This window comes from Streptomyces luteogriseus, from assembly GCF_014205055.1.
Lineage (GTDB): Bacteria > Actinomycetota > Actinomycetes > Streptomycetales > Streptomycetaceae > Streptomyces > Streptomyces luteogriseus.
This window is the reverse complement of sequence record NZ_JACHMS010000001.1, coordinates 3,141,559-3,161,524: the sequence shown is the minus strand read 5'-3', so window position 1 is coordinate 3,161,524 and position 19,966 is coordinate 3,141,559. Positions and strand designations below refer to the sequence as shown.

The following is a 19,966-nucleotide window of genomic DNA, read 5'->3' as shown; positions in this document are numbered from 1 at the left end:
GTCGGAAAGCACTGTCCACGCGCCGGAGCCGGGCGGCCGGGCTCTCTCGGCCCTCGCCCGCAAGACCGCCGCGCCGGGGGTCATGCTCGATCCGTTCCGTACGTACCCCGCCCTGGGCGCGGGACTGGACACCCTCGTCGTGGACAAGGACATGCAACTGTCCGGCCTCGTCTCGCTGTTCAGGGCGATGAAGAGCGCCTCGGGAGGCGGGGGCGGGCAGTTGAACGTCCCCGTGGCCGGGCCCGGGCCCGGCCCGGCCGGCCGGAGTGCCCTCGAGTGGGACGCGGCGAAGGCGCAGCGGCTCTTCGCCGGACTGCGCGACGACCGGCCTGTGCGTGTCGACGATCGGGGCTGACCGGCGGGACGCAGGGCGTGTCGGGGGCGGCCGGGCTCCGTGCAGTGGACGGAGCCCGGCCCCCCGTCCCTCTCCGTCCCGCTCCCGGGGGGAGTCAGGTGCGGCACGGAGAGTGGTCCGGGACGGTCACTCACACAGCGCACGGCTCGCGCTGAACGTCACCGGGGCCCGATGAGATGTGAGGGACGCCTGGTGCGCTGTGACACTTCCGTGAGGACGCGCGCTTGTCTCCATGAGGGTGCCGCAGCGAACGGGGCGCGTCGGCCGGCACGGACTCGCCATGAACCCCGGTGCGAACGAGGACGGTCTTGGGTCAGGAACGGCAATCGCGCTACGCGCAGGCCCACGACGGCGAGCTGGGCGAGGCCGTGGCGCGGGCCCAGCAGGGTGACGAGGCGGCCTTCGCGGTCGCCTACCGGCTCGTGCAGCCGGCCCTGCTCGGCTATCTGCGCGGGCTCGTGGGCGACGACGCGGAGGACGTGGCGTCCGACGCCTGGTTGCAGATCGCCCGGGACCTCGGACGGTTCAAGGGAGACGGGGACGGCTTCCGCGGCTGGACGGCCACCATCGCCCGGCACCGGGCACTGGACCATGTGCGCCGCCAGCGATCGCGCCCACGGCCCGGCGCGCTCGAACAGGACGTGCTGGAGCTGCCCGGCCCGCACAGCACCCAGGAACAGGCCCTGGAAAGCATCTCCACCACTCGGGCCCTGGAACTGGTCCGCGGGCTGCCGCGCGACCAGGCCGAGGCCGTGCTCCTGCGCGTCGTCGTCGGCCTGGACGGCCCCGCCGCCGCGCGCGTCCTCGGCAAGCGCCCCGGTGCGGTGCGCACCGCCACGTACCGGGGCCTGAAACGCCTCGCCCGCCGGCTGGGTCCCGACCCGGAAGCCGGCGAGGGTGTGACGGATGACGCGCCGAAGACGCTGGAAGGTCGACGTCGGTCACGACGTCAGTGGCCGGACAGTCCGGCGTCCAGGGCCGGCGTTGCGGACCCATCGAACAGCTCAGGCAGGAACGGACGACGGACATGGGTGATCGGCTGAGCCGCGGCGGAGCGACGGGCCGTCGACGTGTGCACCCCGGCGACGCCGCGGACGGTCCGTGGGGCCCGCGTGACGACACCGCGCTGCGCGCGGTCCTGACCGCCGCCCTCACCGCGGACGACCCCGGCCCCGAGGCCGAGCGCCGCGCTGTGGCCGCCTTCCGGACCGCCCGCGACGCGGGAGCACACGGAGCGCGTACCCGGCACCGGGACGACTGGCGGCTGCCCGCCCCGGGGCGTACCGGCCGCCCCGTGAAGACCACGGCTGCCGCCGTGTTCACCAGCATCGCGCTGGGCGGAGTCGCGGTCGCGGCCATCGGTTCCGTGGGCTCGCCCGCGAACGGCACCGGCGGGACGGCGCCCTCCTCCGCCCCCGCCCCCGCCCGGTCGGGCGGCCAGGCCACGCAGGTCCCCTCGGACGGTCCGGGGCGGGGCGGCCCGTCATCCGCCCCGGACACCGCGGCCCAATGCCGCGCCTACGAGCGGGTCGAGGGCCGGGGAACGGCGCTCGGGGCGACCGCTTGGCAGCGGCTCGTCGCCGCGGCGGGCGGCGAGGACGAGGTCGACGCGTACTGCGCCGAGCGGCTGGCGCGGTCCACGGCCGCGCCGGGCGGATCCGGCGACCCGGGAAAGCCCGGCGACGTCGTGGTGAACCCCGGCGCGGGAGCGGGCGCGGCCGGGAACAGGGGCACGACGGGCAAGGGAAGCGTCGGCAACGGCCGCCCGGGCGGCGGCAAGGGCGAGTGACCCCTGCCGCTCCACCGCCGCCGAATGACCGCGCCGGCCCTGTCCGGCACGGCCTCAGGTGGACCCCTGTGACGATTCCGGCGCCACTTTCGGTGTGTAAGTAGTGAAGGAATTGGACGACGTAATGCCGGTGATGTGGATGAGACGTGATGAATGCGTCCTCGTGCGGGGTACGCGCGTGGCACCACATGCGGGCAGTGCGCGAACCCGGAGGCTTCGAGTGCGACCGTTCACCCTCAACTACGCGCGACCCACGTCACTTCCGACGGCGGTACCGCCCTACCGCTTCGACGACGCGCTCCAGTTGAACGTGCTCCCCGACGGCCGCCCGGCGGTCAGCGACCCGGACCTCCTGCTGGCGGTCGGGACGACGGCGTCCACCGCGGGCTCCAAAACACACTTCGACGACTGACGCCCGTGACGGCATGACCGTACTGATCCTCACGGCCAAAGACGACGTCACCGCCGACCTGGTCGTGACCAGACTCCACGACGCGGCGGTGCCCGTCATGCGGCTGGACCCCGCCGACCTGCCGGTCAGCACCGTGCTGTCCGCCCACTACGCGCACGGTGACTTCGAGGGCCTGCTGTCGGCGAACGGGCATGTGGTCAGCATGGGAGGTCTGCGCTCCGTGTGGGTGCGCAGGCCCGGCGAGCCGGCCGCGCACGCGGACGAGCCCTCCGCATGGCTGACCGCCGAGACCCGCCAGGCCCTGTTCGGGATGCTCTACTCGGCTTCCGCACGCTGGATGAACCACCCGCGCGACGCGGAGCGGGCCCGGCTGAAACCGTGGCAGCTGAGAACCGCCCACCTCAGCGGCTTCGCCGTACCGCCGACGGTCATCACCACCTTCCCGGGCCTGGCACGGCAGTTCGCCGAGGAGTACGGGGAGGTGGTGGTGAAGTCCGCCTCGGGGCCGCCGCCCGGTGAACCCGCGATGGCCCTGCCCACGACCCTGATCGGACCCGACTCGGACTTCTCCGGCGTCGCGGCCGGTCCCGCGCTGCTCCAGCGGTACGTCCCCAAGCACGCGGACATCCGCCTGACCTGCGTCGGCAGCAGGCTGTTCGCGGCGCGGAAGACGGCCGAACCGGACCAGGTGGACGGACGCTACGGCGGCACCGAGCACACCTGGGAGACGGTTCCGGTGCCCGACCGCATCCGTACGTCGGTGCACGACTACGTCGAGATGGCGGGTCTGGCGTACGCCGCCTTCGACTTCGCGGAGGACGAGGACGGCTTCTGGTGGTTTCTCGAGTGCAACCAGAGCGGCCAGTTCGGCTTCGTGGAGCTGGACACCGGGCAGCCGATCTCGGAGGCGGTCGCCCGGTGGTTGGCCCGGCCCGGCCGGGCCTGACCCGGCGTCAGCCCGTGGAGGCCTGCTCCAGTACCTCCACCGGCAGAGCTCCACCCGCACCGATCACCTCGATGCCGAGCAGCCGCCCCGACGCGTCCACGTCGAGGAACACCTCGGCGTCCGCCCCGACCCCGTCGACGGGGATCTGGCGGACGGCGGCGCCGTCCGCGATGTGCGCGACGAGAGAGACATACGCGGTGTCGTTCTCGCGGTCGTAGTCGACGTGCATGCTTCGCCTCTCGGGAACGGGCTCGGTTGCGGCCGGCGGACACGACGTCGCCGGCCATGTTGGTCACGACCCAGATCTTGCCGGTGGTGTACTTCCACGTACCCGGCGACCTGCCCTTGGTCTTCTTGCGGGACTTCACCGTACGCGCGACCATCTCCTGGCTGATGCCGCGCTGGGCCGCGTGCTTGGAGATGCTCTTGACACCTTGGGAGAGCAGCAGCCGCCTGGTGACGACGGGACACGGACATGCGGACGATGGCCCGGACGATCCACGAACTCTCGGCCCGGACCCTCACCGAACTGCGCCACCTCGTATGGTTGTTGCGCACGGCGGGAGACCCCGACGCGCAGGGCGCCCCGGGGGCCGGACTGGCCGACCTCACGGACCTGGTCCGCGACAGCGGCCTCACGGTGGACCTCGACGTGTCGCTGCCCCCGGTCCCGGTGCCCGAGCCGGTCGAACGCGCCGCGTACCGCACGGTGCGGGAGGCGCTGACCAACATCCGCAAGCACGCCCCGGGCGCGCGGGCGCGGGTACGGCTGCGCTGCGCGGCCGCCTGCACGCCGAGGTGCACAACTCCGCCCCCGGCCGCCTCCCCGCCCGGCCGGCCCTCCCGGCGGCGGCCACTGCCTGGTGGGCCTGCGCGAACGGGCCCACCTGCCGCGCGGCGACGGACACGCGTCGTTCCACCGGAACCCGCGACGTGACCGCCCTCGTCCCTCACGAACGGCGTGGGGCCGCCGAGCCACCCGGCCGCGAGGACCGGCGGGCCGTCAACCGATTCGCCGCCCGTACCGTCGCGTGCATCGACCGCATTCCGCCCGCGTCACAGTCGCGCGCATCGACCGTATTCCGCCCCCGTCGCTCCGCCCCTACGATGCGGGCGAGCCGTACGACGGACCCGCCCACCGTCCCAGCCAGGAGCACCTACCCGTGTCGATACCCCCGCCCCCTGGGAGCCGGTACCCCCAGGGCCCGTACGGCCCGCCCCCTGCCGACTGGCCGCAGGCCCACCGCCCCCACGGCACCCCGGTCTCCGTCAACGCGCTCGCCGTCGCCGCGCTGGTGCTCGGCGTGCTCTGCTTCCTGCCCGCAGCCGGGCTCGTGCTGGGGCTGATCGCGTTGTGGCAGATCCGGCGGTCCGGGCAGAGCGGGCGGGGGCTGGCGATCGCGGGGTCCGTGCTGTCGGCCGTCGGGATCGTGCTGTGGGTGGCCGTGCTGTCCACGGGCGCCGCGTCCGAGGTCTGGGAGGGGTTCAAGGACGGCGCGCGACGGGGCAACGAGGTCCTGTCGCTGGACAAGGGCGACTGCTTCGACGCGCCCGGCGGGCTGGAGGGGGACACCTACGACGTCGACCGGGTGCCGTGCGAGGGCCGGCACGACGCCGAGGTGTTCGCGGTCGTCACACTGCCCGGCGGCGCCTTCCCGGGTGAGGGAGAGATCACCGACGTCGCCGCCGAGAAGTGCTACGCCCTCCAGGACCAGTACGCGATGGACACCTGGGCCATGCCGGCCGACGTCGACGTGTACTACCTGCTGCCGTCCCGGGAGAGCTGGCGCTTCGGCGACCGCGCGATCACCTGCCTCTTCGGCGACACCGAGGCCGGGCTCAAGCTGACCGGCTCCCTGCGCGCCGACCCCACCACCCTCGACACCGACCAGGTCGTCCTCCTCTCGACGGCCAACGCCCTCGACACGGCGCTCCACGAGGAGCCCGAGAAGAGCCCCGAGGACGACCTGGCCGCCCACCGGGCCTGGGCCGGCCAGGTCCACGACGTGCTCGGCGAGCAGATCGAGGCCCTGCGCGGGCACTCCTGGCCGGCCGGCGTCCGTAAGCCCCTCGCCGGCCTGGTCGAGGACATGGAGGACGCCCGCGAGGAGTGGCGCAGGGCGAGCACCGCGCCCGACGCGGACACGTACTTCGCGCACTACGACAAGGCGTACGGGTCCGTGGACGGCCCGGCGACCGTCACGGCGCGCAAGGCCCTCGGTCTGGCGGCGACCCCGCCCGCCTCCGGGGAGGAAGAGGAAGACACCGCCGAAGCGCAGGTGTGACGGCGGCCATAGCGGGGAGAAACCGCCTGCGTAAAGCCCTCAGGGGCTCCTTGTCATCACATCGAGTGATTCTCTGGCCTTTGCTTGCACCGCACAACCTACGGTTGCCACGCTGTTGCTGTCTGTACAACCTGATGGGAGCGGCCAGTGACATTCGGTGAGCAGCCGGCGTACCTGCGCGTCGCGGGTGATCTCCGCAAGAAGATCGTCGACGGTCAGCTGCCACCGCACACCCGCCTCCCCTCCCAGGCCAGAATCCGCCAGGAGTACGGGGTCTCGGACACGGTCGCGCTGGAGGCCCGCAAGGTGCTCATGGCGGAAGGCCTGGTCGAGGGTCGTTCCGGCTCGGGGACGTATGTGCGTGAGCGGCCCGTGCCCCGGCGCATCTCCCGCTCCGGCTACCGCCCGACCGGAGGCGCCACACCGTTCCGCCAGGAGCAGGCCGACGGCGAGGGCCGCGGCACCTGGGAGTCCAGCAGTGAGCAGTCCGAGGCGAGCGTCGCGGTCGCCGAGCGGCTGGGCATCGAGCCGGGCGAGCGGGTCATGTGCACGCGGTACCTCTACCGCGAGGGCGGTGAGGCGATGATGCTCTCCACGTCCTGGGAGCCCCTCACCGTCACGGGGCGTACACCCGTGATGCTGCCGGAGGAGGGGCCGGTCGGCGGCATGGGCGTCGTGGAGCGCATGCGCGCCATCGACGTGATCGTGGACAACGTCACGGAGGAGGTCGGCGCCCGCCCCGGCCTCGCCGAGGAGCTGCTCGTCCTCGGTGGCGTCCCGGGCCATGTGGTGCTGGTCATCCAGCGCACGTTCTACGCCTCCGGCCGCCCCGTGGAGACGGCCGACGTGGTCGTCCCGGCCGATCGGTACCGGGTCGCCTACCACCTTCCGGTCAAGTAGCGAACGCTCACATCCGCCCCGCGGCGCGCACCCCGCGCGCCCCGCTCACACGCCCGCCGTGCGCACCGTCGCGGACCGGGGCGGCGCGTGCCCCGGTGCCTGCCGCCGTTGGCCCAGGTCGACGGTCGTATCCGGGGCTTGTCCAGGGCCGGTTGCGCCGAGGTGCGCCGACGGCGCGTTCGCCGACGTGCGCCCCCTGCGTTCTGGCTGGTTGCGTACCTCTTTGTGAAAAGGCGTATTCGCTGCGTGAAGGTTAGGCGTAGGGTCGGGCATATGCGCATTGCGGTTTCCTTGGCGGGTGGGGTACGGCACAGGCCGCGAGCGGGACGTGGAGGGGCGCGATGAACGACAGCACGGTCACTCTTCCCTGGCTCGTGATACGAGAGGACGACAACGGCAACCGCTACCGCGTGGGCCGGTACGCGACCCGGGCCGAGGCCCAGAAGATCGCGGACAGCCTCGACGGTCGCGGCCACAAGCAGCTGTACTGGGTCGAGCGGCTCGGTCAGAACGGGTCGGCCATGGCCCGCGACTGACCGCGTGGCAGGAACACGGCTGACCACCGTGACGGGATGCACGGCTGACCACCGTGACGAGGTACACGGCTGACCACCGTGACGAGGTACACGGCTGACCACCGTGACGAGGTGCACGGCTGACCACCGTGAACGGCAGAGCGGCTGACCACCGTGAAGGGCAGAACGGCTGACCACCGTGAAGGGCCCCGCGGAGACGTCGAGCAGGCCCCGGAGGCCGGCGGGGGCTCCCGTAGGCTCCCCGCATGAGTGAGCGGATCGTCGTAGGGGCCGCGCTGGTCGAGGACGGGCGGCTGCTGGCCGCCCGGCGCAGCGCGCCCGTCGAGCTGGCCGGGCGCTGGGAGCTGCCGGGCGGCAAGGTCGAGCCCGGGGAGACGGCCGAGGCGGCGCTCGCACGGGAGCTGCGCGAGGAACTCGGCGTCGACGCCGAGGTGGGCGGGCGCGTCCCGGGGGAGTGGCCCCTCAGGGCGCCGTACGTCCTGCACGTGTGGACCGCCCGGCTGCGCCCCGGCTCCGCCGCCCCCGAACCCCTCCAGGACCACGACGCACTGCGCTGGCTCGGCCCCGACGAGATCTGGGACGTGCCCTGGCTGGACCAGGACGTCCCGGCCGTACGGCAGGCCCTCGCGCATCTGGGAGCCCTGGAAGGCCTTCCCTCGCCCGGGCGCGGCGCCGGCGGGCCCGAAGCGCCCGGCGCCTGAAGTCGGCCAGGGGCGTGCGGCTCTCGTCGCGCCGCCGTACGGACACCCCTGCGCCTTTCGTGCCACAGCGCGCTGCCCCGCGCGGTAATTCACCCCGAATATCGGGTATGTGCCCATTAACCCCATGAAACCGGACATGGGCGGGGCTCCTGCCTGGGAAGTGATCGGCGTGATCGACACCGAAGGTGACTGCGCCGAGTGGAGCTTTCCGGACGACCCGGGTGCCGTGCGCACCGCCCGCCAGGCCGTGCGCGGCCAACTCCGCGAGTGGGGCCTCGACAGCCTCGCCGACCTCGCCGCCCTGCTGGTGAGCGAGTTGGTCACCAACGCCCTGCGACACGCCACGGGCCCCATCGGGGTCCGCCTCGTACGCCCCTCCGGCCTGGGTGGCGTCCTCCTGGTGGAGGTCTCCGACCCGTTGCCGGACCCGCCCCGCGAGCGCGCCGCCCGCCTGGAGGACGAGGGCGGCCGAGGACTGCATCTGGTGGCCTCCTCCTCGCGCCGCTGGGGCACCCGGCCCGGTGCCGCGGGCAAGACGGTGTGGTTCGAACTCGCGGTGCCGTAGTGAAAATCCGGTGTACGTACGTCTTACCGCTGTAGAGCGATTGGTTCAGGCCAGTGGCGGTTGCCGGCCTACGGGGTTCGACGACGTGTCCCCTGGTTAGAAGACTGGAAGTGTTGTCACGGTCCGGACCGAAAACCATCGGGACCGTGCTGTGATCGTGAACACCGTGTTGTGCGGTACCGTAGTGCTGGATACTGCGGGCAGCCGCCCCCGGTGACCGGTGCCGGACGCGGTGAGCTGGAGGGGACGGTTCGCGTGAGCGAGATACCAGCGAAGGCCACGGAGTCCGAGGACCCGTCGGAGGGCGCGAGGGCGAGGGCTGCCGACGGCCTGGCCTCCGTGGTGGGAGGTGCGCTCGCGGCCGACGGGGTGCGGACCGGGGACGCCATGTGGCAGAGCAGTCCCCCCGGATCCATCTACGACTACATCAGGGTCGCCTCCTTCTCCATCGGGCCCGACGGGCTGGTCGAGCAGTGGAGCCTGCGCGCCGAGCACCTCTTCGGCATCGCCGCCGACCGCGCCGTCGGCATGGACCCCATCGAGGCGTTCATCGACCCGCGTCACCGCGAGCGCGGCATGCGCAAGATGGCCGAGATCCTCGACGGCCGCGAGTGGACCGGGGTCGTGCCCTTCCGGATGCCGAGGGGCGTCGAGGGGGAGTGCGGGCACGAAGGGCTCGCCGAGGTGTACGTCATGCCGACGCGCACCGAGGAGGGTGAGAAGGCCGCCGTCTGCATCGTCGTCGATGTGCGCACCCTGCGTACCATCGAGACCGACCTTGCCGCTTCGCAGGCCATTTTCGGTCAATCCCCGTTCGGGTTCCTGCTGATCGACCCCGACCTGCGGGTCCGCCGTGCCAACCATCGATTCGCGTCCGTCTTCGGCGGCACGCCGGACGAGCATCGCGGCAAGGGCGTCCACGACTACCTCCAGCGCGGCGAGGCCGAGCGGGTCGCCGCGACCCTGCGGCGCGTCCTGGAGACCGGCAACTCCATCACCGACATGCACGTCACGGGCTTCGTGCCCGGCTCCGACGAGCGCCGCCACTGGTCCGTCAACCTCTACCGGGTGCACAGCGGTTCGGGCCGCCCCATCGGCGTGGCCTGGCTCGGCACCGACATCACCGCCCGCCGCGCCGCCGCCCGCGAGGCCGCCGCCGCCCGGCGCAACCTCGCCCTGCTGAACGAGGCCGGTGCCCGCATCGGCAACTCCCTCGACCTGGAGACCACGGCCCGCCAGCTCCTCGACGTCGTCGTCCCCGGCTTCTGCGACCTGGCCACGGTCGACCTCTACCAGGGCCTGCTGGCCGGCGACGAGACCCCGCCCGGGCTCGCCGACGGCAGCGCCGAACTGCGCCGCGTGGCGTTCGCCAGCGCCGTCTCCGACGCGCCCTTCACCGGCACCGGCGTGCCCGTCGCGGTCGGCGCCGTCCACCACTACCCGTTCAACTCGCCCTGCGCGGACGCCCTGCGCACGGCCCGCCCCCAGACCGTCCCGGGCGAGGACGGCGGACTCGTGCAGTCCACGCTCGCCGTGCCGATGGTCGCCCACGACACGGTCGTCGGGCTCGTGCAGTTCGCCCGGACGAAGGGCAGCGAGCCGTTCGGCGACCGGGACCGTGACCTCGCCGTGGAACTGGCCGCGCGGGCCGCGGTCTGCATCGACAACGCGCGTCTGTACCGCCGCGAGCACGAACGCGCGTTGATACTGCAACGGTCCCTGCTCCCGCCCGGCGACCCGGAGGCCTCCGGCCTCGACATCGCCTGCCGCTACCTGCCCGGCAACGTCAACACCGGGCGGCCCAGCGAGGTCGGCGGCGACTGGTTCGACGTCATCGAACTCCCCGGGCACCGCACCGCGCTGGTCGTCGGCGACGTCATGGGCCGCGGCCTGCGCGCCGCCGTCGCCATGGGCGAACTCCGCACGGCGGTCCGCACCCTGGCACAGCTCGACCTGGAACCGGCCGAGGTGCTCTCCCAGCTGGACGAGATCGCCCGCGGCCTGGGCGCCCCCGGGGGCGTCCAGCAGGCGACCAGGGCGGCACGCCGTCCCCGCGAGGCGGACCTGTCGGAGGTGTACCTCGCCACCTGTGTCTACGCCGTCTACGACTCCGTCACCCGGCGCTGCACCTTCGCCAACGCGGGCCATCTGCCGCCCGTCCTGGTCGAGCCGGGCGAGCCGGCGCTGATGCTCGACGTGCCGCCGGGCATGCCGCTCGGCGTCGGAGGAGAGCCCTTCGAGGAGGTCGAGGTCGAACTGCCCGAGGGCGCCCTGCTCGCGCTCTACACGGACGGCCTGGTCGAAAGCCGCGACCACCCCCTGGACGAAGGCCTCCAGGCCTTCGTCAGCGCGCTCTCCGATCCCACCCAGCCGTTGGAGGACGTCTGCGACCACGTTCTCAACACCCTCGACACCCATCACGGCGAGGACGACATCGCGCTGCTGATGGCACGTGTACAGGGGCTGCCCACCGATTCCGTCGGCGACTGGACCCTGCCGCGCGAGCCGCGCAGCGTGGGCCGGGCCCGCGAGTACGCCCGCGCCCAGCTCCTCGCCTGGGACATGGAACCCCTGGTCGACACGACGGAACTCCTGGTCAGCGAACTGGTCACCAACGCCCTGCGCTACGGTGAGGGCGACATCCGGCTGCGTCTCCTGCTCGACCGCACCCTGGTCTGCGAGGTCTGGGACTCCGGCCTGGTCCAGCCGCGCCGCCGCCGCGCCCGCGACACCGACGAGGGCGGTCGCGGCCTCCAGCTCGTCGGCCTCCTCAGCGCCGCGTGGGGCTCCCGCCGCACCCCCCGGGGCAAGACGGTGTGGTTCGAACTCCCCCTGCCCGGAGGCGACACGACCCTGACGGACCCGGCGGAGGCCTTGTTGAGTCTGTTCTGACAGACCGACGACCACCCGCACGTACGGCACCTCACCGAAGACCCCGGTTGATCGCAACCGAACGTCCGTGCTGATCGTCATCCCCGGCAACACCGATCGCACCACCGGGGGGAGACGGCATGGAGGGCACGGAGGGTACCGAGGGCACGGAGGGTGCCGAGGGCGCGGAGGGTACCGAGGGTACGGAGGAGACGACCCCCGCGAGGGGACGGCGACGCTGGGTCAGACGCGCGGCCATCGCCTTTCCCCTGCTTCTCCTGCTCCCCCTCCTCTCGGTGCTGACAGCCCTCCGCATCAACTACACGGGCGACCCGGCGGACGGCACGTACACCAGGAACCGCGACGCCCTCTGGCTCGGCCACGCCTGGGTCGACGGACGGAAGAAGGACGCCGACGTCGACGCCCTGGCCCGGCGGCTGAAGGACACCGGCATCCGGGACCTGTACGTCCACTCGGGCCCGCTGGAGCACGACGGAACCCTCCCGAAGTCGGTCTATCCGAAGGCCCGCTGGTTCATCGACGCCGTGCACGAGAAACTGCCCGGCGTCCGCGTCCAGGCCTTCCTCGGTGACGTCCTCGCATCCGAGAACAGCGAGGGCATGCTCCTGAACGACGCGGACACCCGCGCGGCCGTCGTCCGCTCCGCCCGCCAGGTCCTGGACACCGGCTACGAGGGCATTCACATCGACCTGGAACCCATGCCGTCCGGCGACCGCGACTTCCTCACCCTTCTCGACTCCCTGCGCCGCGAGACCCGCTCCCGTGACGCGCAACTCTCCGTCGCCGCGCACCAGATCGACCCGCTCCCGCACCTGCACACCGTGTTCGGCCTGTTCACCGAACACCCCAAGTGGTGGTCGCAGGAGTTCTTCGGCCAGGTCGCCCGCCGCGTCGACCAGATCGCCGTGATGTCGTACGACACCGCCCAGCCCCTGGAGGGCACCTACGGCGGCTTCGTCGCCCAGCAGACCTCCCTCGCCCTGGAGGTCACCCCGCCCTCCACCGACCTGCTGATGGGGCTGCCCTTCTACTACGAGAGCAACTTCGACCACTGGGGCCACGCCGAGACCGTCCCCGCGGCCGTACGGGGCGTACGGCTCGGGCTGTCCCGCACCGACGCCGACCGGGCCAACTTCGGTGTCGCGCTGTACATCGACTTCGCCGCGACCGAGGCGGACTGGCGTGCGTACAAGGAAGACTGGGTGCGGTGACCCCGACCCGACGCCCCCTCACCGCCACCGATCTCGCCCCCCTCGCCCGCGCCGCCCTGGGCCGGGACCGCGCCCTCACCGGCGTGGAACGCCTGCGCGGCGGCACCAAGAAGGGCGTCTACCGCCTCACCCTCGACGACGATTCCACCGCCGTCGCCTACGTCTGGTCCGCCGACGAGGACTACTGGGATCAGCCGGACCCCGACCCCCGGGACGTCTTCTCGCACGGCACGGGCCTCGGCCTGTTCACGGCGGCCCACGACCGGCTCACCGCCGCCGGTGTCCGCACCCCCCGCCTCCGGTACGCCGACTCCACGCACACGCACCTGCCCGCGGACGCGGCCGTCGTCGAGGACCTCACCGGCGGCAGCCTGGAGGACGCCCTGGCCCGCGACCCCGCCGGGGCCCCGCGGGCCATGGAGCGGATGGCCGGGCTGCTCGCCACCCTGCACAGCCACACCGGCCCCCGGTTCGGGAAGGTCGCCCTCGTCGACAACGGCGGTTCCTCATACGGCGATTCCTGCGAACAGCGCATCACCGAAGGGGCCCTGCGCTCCGTGGCCGAAGCCGCCGCGCGCGAGCCCCGCGCAGCCGCCGCACGCCGGGAGTTGGAGCGGGAGATCCACGCCCTGGCCGCCGAGGTCCGGCCCCGTGACCGCCACACTCTCGTCCACGGCGAACTCGGGGCCGACCACGTCCTGCTCACGCCCGACGGGCACCCGGCGCTCATCGACATCGAGGGCCTGATGTACTTCGACGTGGAGCACGAGCACGTCTTCCTGCGGCTCCGCTTCGGCCCTCACTACGACGCCCTGCGCGCTCCCGGCCTGGACGAGACCCGCCTGCGCCTGTACCGCCTGGCCATGCACATCGGCCTGGTCTCGGGCCCGCTGACCCTGATCGAGGGCGACTTCCCGCACCCGGGCCGGATGCGGGAGATCGCGGAACACAACCTCCACCAGGCGCTCAGCCTGCTGAAGAGCGCCTCCTGATCTTCGAGCCAAGCCACACCAGCGGGTCGTACTTGCGGTCGACCGCCCGCTCCTTCAGCGGGATCAGCGCGTTGTCCGTGATCTTGATGCCCTCGGGGCAGACCTCCGTGCAGCACTTGGTGATGTTGCAGTAGCCGAGGCCGTGTTCGTCCTGGGCGGTGGTCTTGCGGTCCAGGCCCGCCTCCGACGCCGCATCCAGCGGGTGCATGTCCAGCTCCGCCACCCGCATCAGGAAACGGGGCCCGGCGAACGCCTGCTTGTTCTCCTCGTGGTCACGGACCACATGGCAGGTGTCCTGGCACAGGAAGCACTCGATGCACTTGCGGAACTCCTGCGAGCGGTCCACGTCCTCCTGCATCATCCGGTACTCGCCGGGACCGACCCCGGCCGGCGGCACGAAGGCCGGGACCTCCCTGGCCTTGGCGTAGTTGAAGCCGACATCGGTGACCAGGTCGCGCACGACCGGGAACGCCCGCAGCGGCGTCACCGTGAGGGTCTCCTCCCGTCCGAACACCGACATCCGCGTCATGCACATCAGCCGCGGGCGGCCGTTGATCTCCGCCGAGCAGGAACCGCACTTGCCGGCCTTGCAGTTCCAGCGCACGGCGAGGTCGGGCGCCTGGGTGGCCTGGATGCGGTGGATGATGTCGAGCACCACCTCGCCGTCGTTGACCTCGACCTCGAAGTCCTCCAGGCCGCCGCCGCTCACGTCGCCGCGCCACACCTTGAAGTGGGCCGTGTAGCCGCTCATTCGTGGAGCTCCTCTTCGGCGAGGTACTTGACCAGCTCCTCCTTGTCGAACAGGGCGAGCAGGTCGTCACGGACGGGTTCGGTGGTCTCACGGGTGAGGGTGATCTGGCCGCGGACCGGGTCCGTGGCCGCCAGGCTGCCCGTGGGGTCGGTGAGCGCGCACAGCAGGTTGATACGCCGCCACGCGCGGTCCATCCCGGGGTGGTCCTCGCGCGTGTGCCCGCCGCGCGACTCGGTGCGTTCCAGCGCGGCCCGCGCCACGCACTCGCTGACCAGCAGCATGTTCCTGAGGTCCAGGGCGAGGTGCCAGCCCGGATTGAACTGCCGGTGCCCCTCGACCCCGGCCCGGCGCGCCCGGAGCCGCAGCTCGGCCAGCTTCTGAAGCGCCTGCTCCATCTCCGCCTCGCGGCGGATGATGCCGACCAGGTCGTTCATCGTCTGCTGGAGTTCCTGGTGCAGCGTGTACGGGTTCTCCGGCGGGCCGCCCGCCGGCTGCTCGATCTCCGCCTCGGCCGAGAAGGGCCGCAGTGCCTCCGCTGCCGCCGCGTCGATCTGGACGTCGTCCACCACGGGCCGCGCCCCGGCCGCCCCCGCCGCGTACTCGGCCGCGTGCCGGCCGGCCCGGCGGCCGAACACCAACAGGTCGGACAGGGAGTTGCCGCCGAGCCGGTTGGAGCCGTGCATGCCGCCGGCCACCTCACCGGCCGCGTACAGACCGGGCACCCCGCGCGCCGCCGCCGTGTCGGACTCGACCGCGATCCCGCCCATCACGTAGTGGCAGGTGGGCCCGACCTCCATCGCCTCGGCCGTGATGTCGACGTCCGCCAGCTCCTTGAACTGGTGGTACATCGACGGCAGCCGGCGCTTGATGACCTCGGCGGGCATCCGGGTCGACACGTCGAGGAACACACCCCCGTGCGGCGAGCCGCGCCCCTCCTTGACCTCGGCGTTGATGGCCCGCGCGACCTCGTCACGGGGGAGCAGCTCGGGCGGGCGCCGGTTGTGGTCCGGGTCGTCGTACCAGCGGTCGCCCTCCTCCTCCGTCTCGGCGTACTTGTCCTTGAAGACGTCGGGGACGTAGTCGAACATGAACCGCTTGCCGTCGGAGTTGCGCAGCACCCCGCCGTCGCCGCGCACCGACTCGGTGACGAGGATGCCCTTCACCGACGGCGGCCAGACCATGCCGGTCGGGTGGAACTGCACGAACTCCATGTTCAGCAGGGGAGCGCCCGCGAGCAGGGCCAGCGCGTGGCCGTCGCCCGTGTACTCCCACGAGTTCGACGTCACCTTGAAGGACTTGCCGATGCCGCCGGTGGCGATCACCGCGGCGGGCGCCTCCAGCACGAAGAAGCGGCCCGACTCGCGCTCGTAGGCGAACACCCCGGAGACCCGGCCGCCCTCTTTCAGCACACGCGTGACGGTGCACTCCTGGAAGACCTTCAGCCGGGACTCGTAGTCGCCGGTCTCCTTGAAGTCCTCCTGCTGCAGCGCGACGATCTTCTGCTGGAGCGTGCGGATCAGCTCCAGGCCCGTGCGGTCGCCGACGTGCGCGAGGCGCGGGTATTCGTGGCCGCCGAAGTTGCGCTGGGAGATCCGGCCGTCCTTGGTGCGATCGAACAGCGCCCCCCAGGTCTCCAGCTCCCACACCCGCTGCGGCGCCTCCTGGGCGTGCAGCTCGGCCATCCGCCACTGGTTGAGGAACTTGCCGCCGCGCATGGTGTCGCGGAAGTGCGTCTGCCAGGAGTCGTTCTCGTTGGCGTTGGCCATCGCCGCGGCGATGCCGCCCTCGGCCATCACCGTGTGCGCCTTGCCGAACAGCGACTTGCAGATCACGGCCGTACGGGCGCCCCGCTCACGGGCCTCGATGGCGGCGCGCAGGCCCGCACCGCCCGCGCCCACCACGACGACGTCCCACTCCTGCCGGTCGACCACGGACATCGATAAGGTCCCATCCCTCTAGAAGAAGCGCGGATCGTCGAAGGCACCGGACGCGACCAGGTAGACGTAGAAGTCGGCGAGCGCCACGCTCACCAGTGACGCCCAGGCGAGCTGCATGTGCCGGGCGTTGAGCTTCCCCGCCCACTGCCACATCCGGTAGCGCACGGGATGCCGGGAGAAGTGCTTGAGCTTGCCGCCGACGATGTGCCGGCAGGAGTGGCAGGAGATCGTGTACGCCCAGATCAGCACGATGTTGACCAGGAACACGAGCGTGCCGAGCCCCATGTGGCCCCATGCGTAGGTCTCGTCGCGGAAGGCGAGCACGGTGTCGTACGTGAGGATCCCGGCGACGAGGAGCGCGGCGTAGAAGAAGTACCGGTGGATGTTCTGCAGGATCAGCGGGAAGCGGGTCTCTCCGCTGTACTTCTTGTGCGGCTCGGCCACCGCGCAGGCCGGCGGGGACGCCCAGAAGCCCCGGTAGTAGGCCTTGCGGTAGTAGTAGCAGGTCAGGCGGAAGCCGAGCGGGAAGATCAGGATGATGATCGCGGGCGAGATGCCCCACCAGCTCCCGAAGATCTCCCAGTTCGGGCCGGACCTCATCGGCTCGCAGCGCTCCGCCAGGCACGGGGAGTAGAAGGGCGAGACGTAGGGCGCCGCGTAGTAGTGGGCGTCGGCGAAGGCCCGCCAGGTCGAGTAGACGATGAAGGCGAGCAGGCCCGCGGCCGTGCCGGCCGGGGCCAGCCACCAGCGGTCGGTGCGCAGATGCGGGGCGGCGATCGCGGCCCGCGCAGCGCCCCGCACACCGCCGCTCTCGGGTCTGGGTTCGGTGGCAGGAGGTTCCGTACCAGTGGCCACGTGACGACTCCGGTCGGGTTCGGGGGAGGTGCCGGTCGCGCTCGACTCCTTCCCGGGTCAGGGAGCGCGCCGGTCCCGGGCGCCGAGCCCCTCGTCGTCCGAGTCGCTCCACAGGGCGGAGTCGTACGGCGTGTCCGAGATGGTGACCAGCTCGGGGCGGGTCGGTGCGGCCGGTGACGCGGCGGCGTCGCGCAGCAGGGCGACGCTCTCGCGCAGGTGGTTGGCGTCGGCACGGACGCGGCGCATCTCCAGGCCGCCGGTGCCGAGCTGCTTCTCCAGGCGTCCCAGCGATCGGAACACTTCGTCGAGACTGCGCTGGACTGACGTCAGTTCGTCGTGAACGGACATGACTTGCCCTCACTTCCGCGGGTCCTTCGTGGCCCAAGGCGGCAACGTTCATGCGCCTGCGAGTGTTGCGCGTCACACCTTGTGCTGTGAAGGGATGTGCATCGATTGGCCGAGGCGTGTGGGTGCACCGTGCGGTGCGTTGGGCCGCACGAGTGGCTTCCCGTCCGTGACCGCCGTGTCGCCCTGTGTTGCCGAACCCTTTCCTCTTCAGTGGCCGCATACATCAGATGAACTCCAAATACCGCCAAAAGTGATCATAACGCCCGCGGCTTCCCGGAGGTAGCACAGATGTCCCAGCACGGCGTCGGCCCGCGCGCGGTCATGCGCTCGGTCGCCTTCCTCACCGCGGGAGTGCTCGCGGTGCCCGCGCTCGCCGGATGCGGCTCCGAGGACCCGTCCGGCAAGCCGCTCGCCGGGCAGGACATCCAGCCCGCACCCCGCGACCGGATCACCGACGGAGGCACCCTGCGCTGGGCCGTCGACTCCGTTCCCGACACGCTGAACACGTTCCAGTCGGACGCCGACGCCACCACCACCCGCGTCGCCCAGGCCGTCCTGCCGTCGATGTTCCGCATGGACGCCTCCGGCCGCCCGGAGCGCAACCCCGACTACCTGGAGTCCGCCAAGGTCGTCGACACCGAGCCCAAGCAGGTCGTCCTGTACAAGCTCAACCAGCAGGCCGTCTGGAGCGACGGCCGGGAGATCGGCGCCGCCGACTTCGCCGCCCAGTGGCGCGCCCTGTCCGGCAAGGACACCGCGTACTGGACCGCCCGCAACGCCGGCTACGACCGCATCCAGAAGATCGAGCGCGGCGACGACGCCCTGGAGGTCCGGGTCACCTTCAGCCGCCCCTACGCGGACTGGCGCTCGCTGTTCTCGCCGCTGTACCCGAAGGACGTCATGGGCACCCCGGACTCCTTCAACGACGGGGCCCGCAAGAAGCTCAAGGTCACCGCCGGGCCCTTCACGGTGAAGAAGACCGACCGCGAGGACGGGGAGATCACCCTCGCCCGCAACCCGCGCTGGTGGGGCGAGCCGGCCAAGCTCTCCGAGATCGTGCTGCGCACCGTCCCGCGCGACAAGCGGGCCGCGGAGCTGGCCGCCGGCAGCCTCGACCTGGCCGAGATCGACCCCTCCGCGGCCCGTCGCATCACCGTCGCCGCCCGCCCCCGGGCCTCCGGCAGCCCCCTGATGGGCCCGGGCGCCGACCGGTCCGCCGCGGACTCCCTGGAGTCCTGGGCCGTCGCCAACGGCTCCGACGAGGACGCCGCCGACGAGGAGACCGTCGCCCGCAAGAAGCTGCGCAAGACCACCGTCAGGTACGCCCGGCAGCAGCAGGCCCTCGGCGGTTTCGAGGTCCGCAAGTCCCTGGAGCCTGCCTACACCCAGCTCGCCCTGAACGGCGCCGAGGGCCCGCTCACCGACGAACGCGTCCGCAGGGCCGTCGCCCGCGCCCTGGACCGCAAGGAACTGGCCCAGGTCGTCCTGGGGCCCCTCGGCCTGCCCGCCGTCCCGGTCGGCAGCCACCTCGCCCTGTCCGGCCAGGCCGCCTACGCCGACAATAGCGGCGCCCTCGGCGACCAGGACACCAAGGAGGCCCAGGCGCTGCTCGCGGACGCCGGGTGGGTGCGCGGCGGCCCGGTCAAGGAGGAGAAGAAGAAGGAGAAGGCCGCCGGCCCCGAGGGCGGGGCGGCCGACGACACCGGCGAGGACGACAAGGCCCAGCACGGCCCCGACCCCGCGGGGCACCTCGCCCAGGACGGCAGGCAGTACAAGGCCCCGCACCAGGGCGGCGCCCCCGGCGCGTACGCCCCCAAGGGCACCGCGGCCCCGGCGAACCAGGAGGCCGCCCCGCTCGCCAAGAACGGCAAGCCCCTCACCCTCCGCTTCGTGCTCCCCTCCGGGCCCGGCTCCCAGACGCTGCGCACGGTCGCGGACCGCATCTCCCGGATGCTGGAGCGCGTCGGCATCGGCACCGAGATCTCCAAGGTCTCCGACGAGTCCTACTTCAAGGACCACATCGCCTCCGGCCAGTACGACCTCGCCCTGTACTCCTGGCCCGCCACGGCCTTCCCCGCCACCGATGCCCGCCCCGTCTACGCCAAGCCCGTCCCGGCCGCCGACGGCTCGCTGAACGTCGAGCAGAACTACACCCGCGTCGGCACCGACCAGGTCGACCAGCTCTTCGACGAGGCCGTGGCCACCCTCGACGAGGGCGAGTCCCGCTCCCTGCTCCGCAAGGCCGACTCCCGCATCTGGGCGGCGGCCGGCTCGATCCCCCTCTTCCAGCGCCCCCAGCTCATGGCGGCCCGCAAGAACCTGGTCAACACCGGCGCCTTCGGCTTCGGCACACCGGTCTACGAGGACATGGGCTTCCTGAAGAAGGGCGCGAAGCCCGCGTCGGGCCCGTCGGCCAAGGGCTCGCCCACCCGGTAGCTCTGGGAACGCTCAAACGCCTTGCCGCCCCCGCCCGGCGTCCGCACCATGAGAT

At 72.1% G+C, this 19,966-nt stretch carries 20 protein-coding genes; 15 read left to right on the top strand and 5 right to left on the bottom strand.

The features are described 5' to 3' along the window. Positions 1-82: 82 nt before the first annotated feature. From BJ965_RS13500 to tgmB, 5 genes are all read left to right on the top strand, one after another. Positions 83-355 (top strand): hypothetical protein, encoded by a 273-nt coding sequence (locus BJ965_RS13500; RefSeq protein WP_184908864.1) that lies wholly within the window; start codon positions 83-85, stop codon positions 353-355. A 308-nt stretch (positions 356-663) separates the two neighbouring features. After that, positions 664-1,398 (top strand): RNA polymerase sigma factor, encoded by a 735-nt coding sequence (locus tag BJ965_RS13495; RefSeq protein ID WP_184908863.1) that lies wholly within the window; start codon positions 664-666, stop codon positions 1,396-1,398. Then, positions 1,383-2,144, top strand: coding sequence for a hypothetical protein (locus BJ965_RS13490; RefSeq protein ID WP_246545892.1), 762 nt, complete (start codon positions 1,383-1,385; stop codon positions 2,142-2,144). Before BJ965_RS13495 ends, BJ965_RS13490 begins: the two co-directional genes overlap by 16 nt. A gap of 220 nt (positions 2,145-2,364) precedes the next feature. Continuing rightward, entirely contained in the window at positions 2,365-2,556 is a 192-nt protein-coding gene (gene tgmA, locus BJ965_RS13485) for a putative ATP-grasp-modified RiPP (RefSeq protein WP_031110112.1), read from the top strand. Positions 2,557-2,569: 13 nt separating this feature from the next. Further along, complete coding sequence (tgmB, locus tag BJ965_RS13480) at positions 2,570-3,502, top strand: ATP-grasp ribosomal peptide maturase (protein ID WP_184908862.1); 933 nt, start codon at positions 2,570-2,572, stop codon at positions 3,500-3,502. A 7-nt stretch (positions 3,503-3,509) separates the two neighbouring features. Here tgmB and BJ965_RS13475 read toward each other — a convergent pair whose 3' ends face one another. After that, a complete protein-coding gene (locus BJ965_RS13475; RefSeq protein ID WP_184908861.1) occupies positions 3,510-3,731 on the bottom strand; it encodes a DUF2283 domain-containing protein in 222 nt (73 codons plus the stop codon). Between the two features lie 246 nt (positions 3,732-3,977). Between BJ965_RS13475 and BJ965_RS13470 the strand changes: the two genes are divergently transcribed. From BJ965_RS13470 to BJ965_RS13430, 9 genes are all read left to right on the top strand, one after another. Continuing rightward, entirely contained in the window at positions 3,978-4,439 is a 462-nt protein-coding gene (locus tag BJ965_RS13470; protein ID WP_184908860.1) for a hypothetical protein, read from the top strand. A 226-nt stretch (positions 4,440-4,665) separates the two neighbouring features. Then, positions 4,666-5,787, top strand: a complete 1,122-nt coding sequence (locus BJ965_RS13465) for a DUF4190 domain-containing protein (protein WP_184908859.1) — start codon at positions 4,666-4,668, stop codon at positions 5,785-5,787. Positions 5,788-5,934: 147 nt separating this feature from the next. Further along, complete coding sequence (locus tag BJ965_RS13460; protein ID WP_030842776.1) at positions 5,935-6,687, top strand: GntR family transcriptional regulator; 753 nt, start codon at positions 5,935-5,937, stop codon at positions 6,685-6,687. A 341-nt stretch (positions 6,688-7,028) separates the two neighbouring features. Continuing rightward, a complete protein-coding gene (locus BJ965_RS13455; protein ID WP_184908858.1) occupies positions 7,029-7,223 on the top strand; it encodes an SPOR domain-containing protein in 195 nt (64 codons plus the stop codon). 245 nt (positions 7,224-7,468) lie between these two features. Continuing rightward, on the top strand, positions 7,469-7,924 hold the full coding sequence (locus tag BJ965_RS13450; RefSeq protein ID WP_184908857.1) for a (deoxy)nucleoside triphosphate pyrophosphohydrolase: 456 nt from the start codon (positions 7,469-7,471) through the stop codon (positions 7,922-7,924). Between the two features lie 124 nt (positions 7,925-8,048). After that, a complete protein-coding gene (locus tag BJ965_RS13445) occupies positions 8,049-8,489 on the top strand; it encodes an ATP-binding protein (RefSeq protein WP_184908856.1) in 441 nt (146 codons plus the stop codon). 255 nt (positions 8,490-8,744) lie between these two features. After that, positions 8,745-11,381 carry a SpoIIE family protein phosphatase gene (locus tag BJ965_RS13440; RefSeq protein ID WP_184908855.1) on the top strand — a complete coding sequence of 879 codons (2,637 nt, stop codon included), beginning with the start codon at positions 8,745-8,747 and terminating at the stop codon, positions 11,379-11,381. 119 nt (positions 11,382-11,500) lie between these two features. Then, on the top strand, positions 11,501-12,592 hold the full coding sequence (locus BJ965_RS13435; RefSeq protein ID WP_184908854.1) for a glycosyl hydrolase family 18 protein: 1,092 nt from the start codon (positions 11,501-11,503) through the stop codon (positions 12,590-12,592). After that, positions 12,589-13,584 (top strand): phosphotransferase family protein, encoded by a 996-nt coding sequence (locus tag BJ965_RS13430; protein ID WP_184908853.1) that lies wholly within the window; start codon positions 12,589-12,591, stop codon positions 13,582-13,584. Before BJ965_RS13435 ends, BJ965_RS13430 begins: the two co-directional genes overlap by 4 nt. Here the strand turns inward: BJ965_RS13430 and BJ965_RS13425 are convergent. The 4 genes from BJ965_RS13425 to BJ965_RS13410 are packed head-to-tail and all read right to left on the bottom strand — an operon-like array spanning position 13,559 to position 17,475. Continuing rightward, positions 13,559-14,335: a succinate dehydrogenase/fumarate reductase iron-sulfur subunit gene (locus BJ965_RS13425; protein ID WP_184908852.1), complete on the bottom strand. Its 777-nt coding sequence runs from the start codon at positions 14,333-14,335 to the stop codon at positions 13,559-13,561. The genes BJ965_RS13430 and BJ965_RS13425 overlap by 26 nt on opposite strands. Continuing rightward, a complete protein-coding gene (locus BJ965_RS13420) occupies positions 14,332-16,272 on the bottom strand; it encodes a fumarate reductase/succinate dehydrogenase flavoprotein subunit (RefSeq protein ID WP_184908851.1) in 1,941 nt (646 codons plus the stop codon). Before BJ965_RS13420 ends, BJ965_RS13425 begins: the two co-directional genes overlap by 4 nt. 18 nt (positions 16,273-16,290) lie before the next feature. Continuing rightward, entirely contained in the window at positions 16,291-17,127 is an 837-nt protein-coding gene (locus tag BJ965_RS13415; protein WP_184908850.1) for a hypothetical protein, read from the bottom strand. 57 nt (positions 17,128-17,184) lie between these two features. Beyond that, positions 17,185-17,475 (bottom strand): hypothetical protein, encoded by a 291-nt coding sequence (locus BJ965_RS13410; RefSeq protein WP_062928894.1) that lies wholly within the window; start codon positions 17,473-17,475, stop codon positions 17,185-17,187. 288 nt (positions 17,476-17,763) lie between these two features. Here BJ965_RS13410 and BJ965_RS13405 point away from each other — a divergent pair, with 288 nt between their 5' ends. Then, complete coding sequence (locus BJ965_RS13405; protein ID WP_184908849.1) at positions 17,764-19,911, top strand: ABC transporter family substrate-binding protein; 2,148 nt, start codon at positions 17,764-17,766, stop codon at positions 19,909-19,911. Positions 19,912-19,966: the final 55 nt, after the last annotated feature.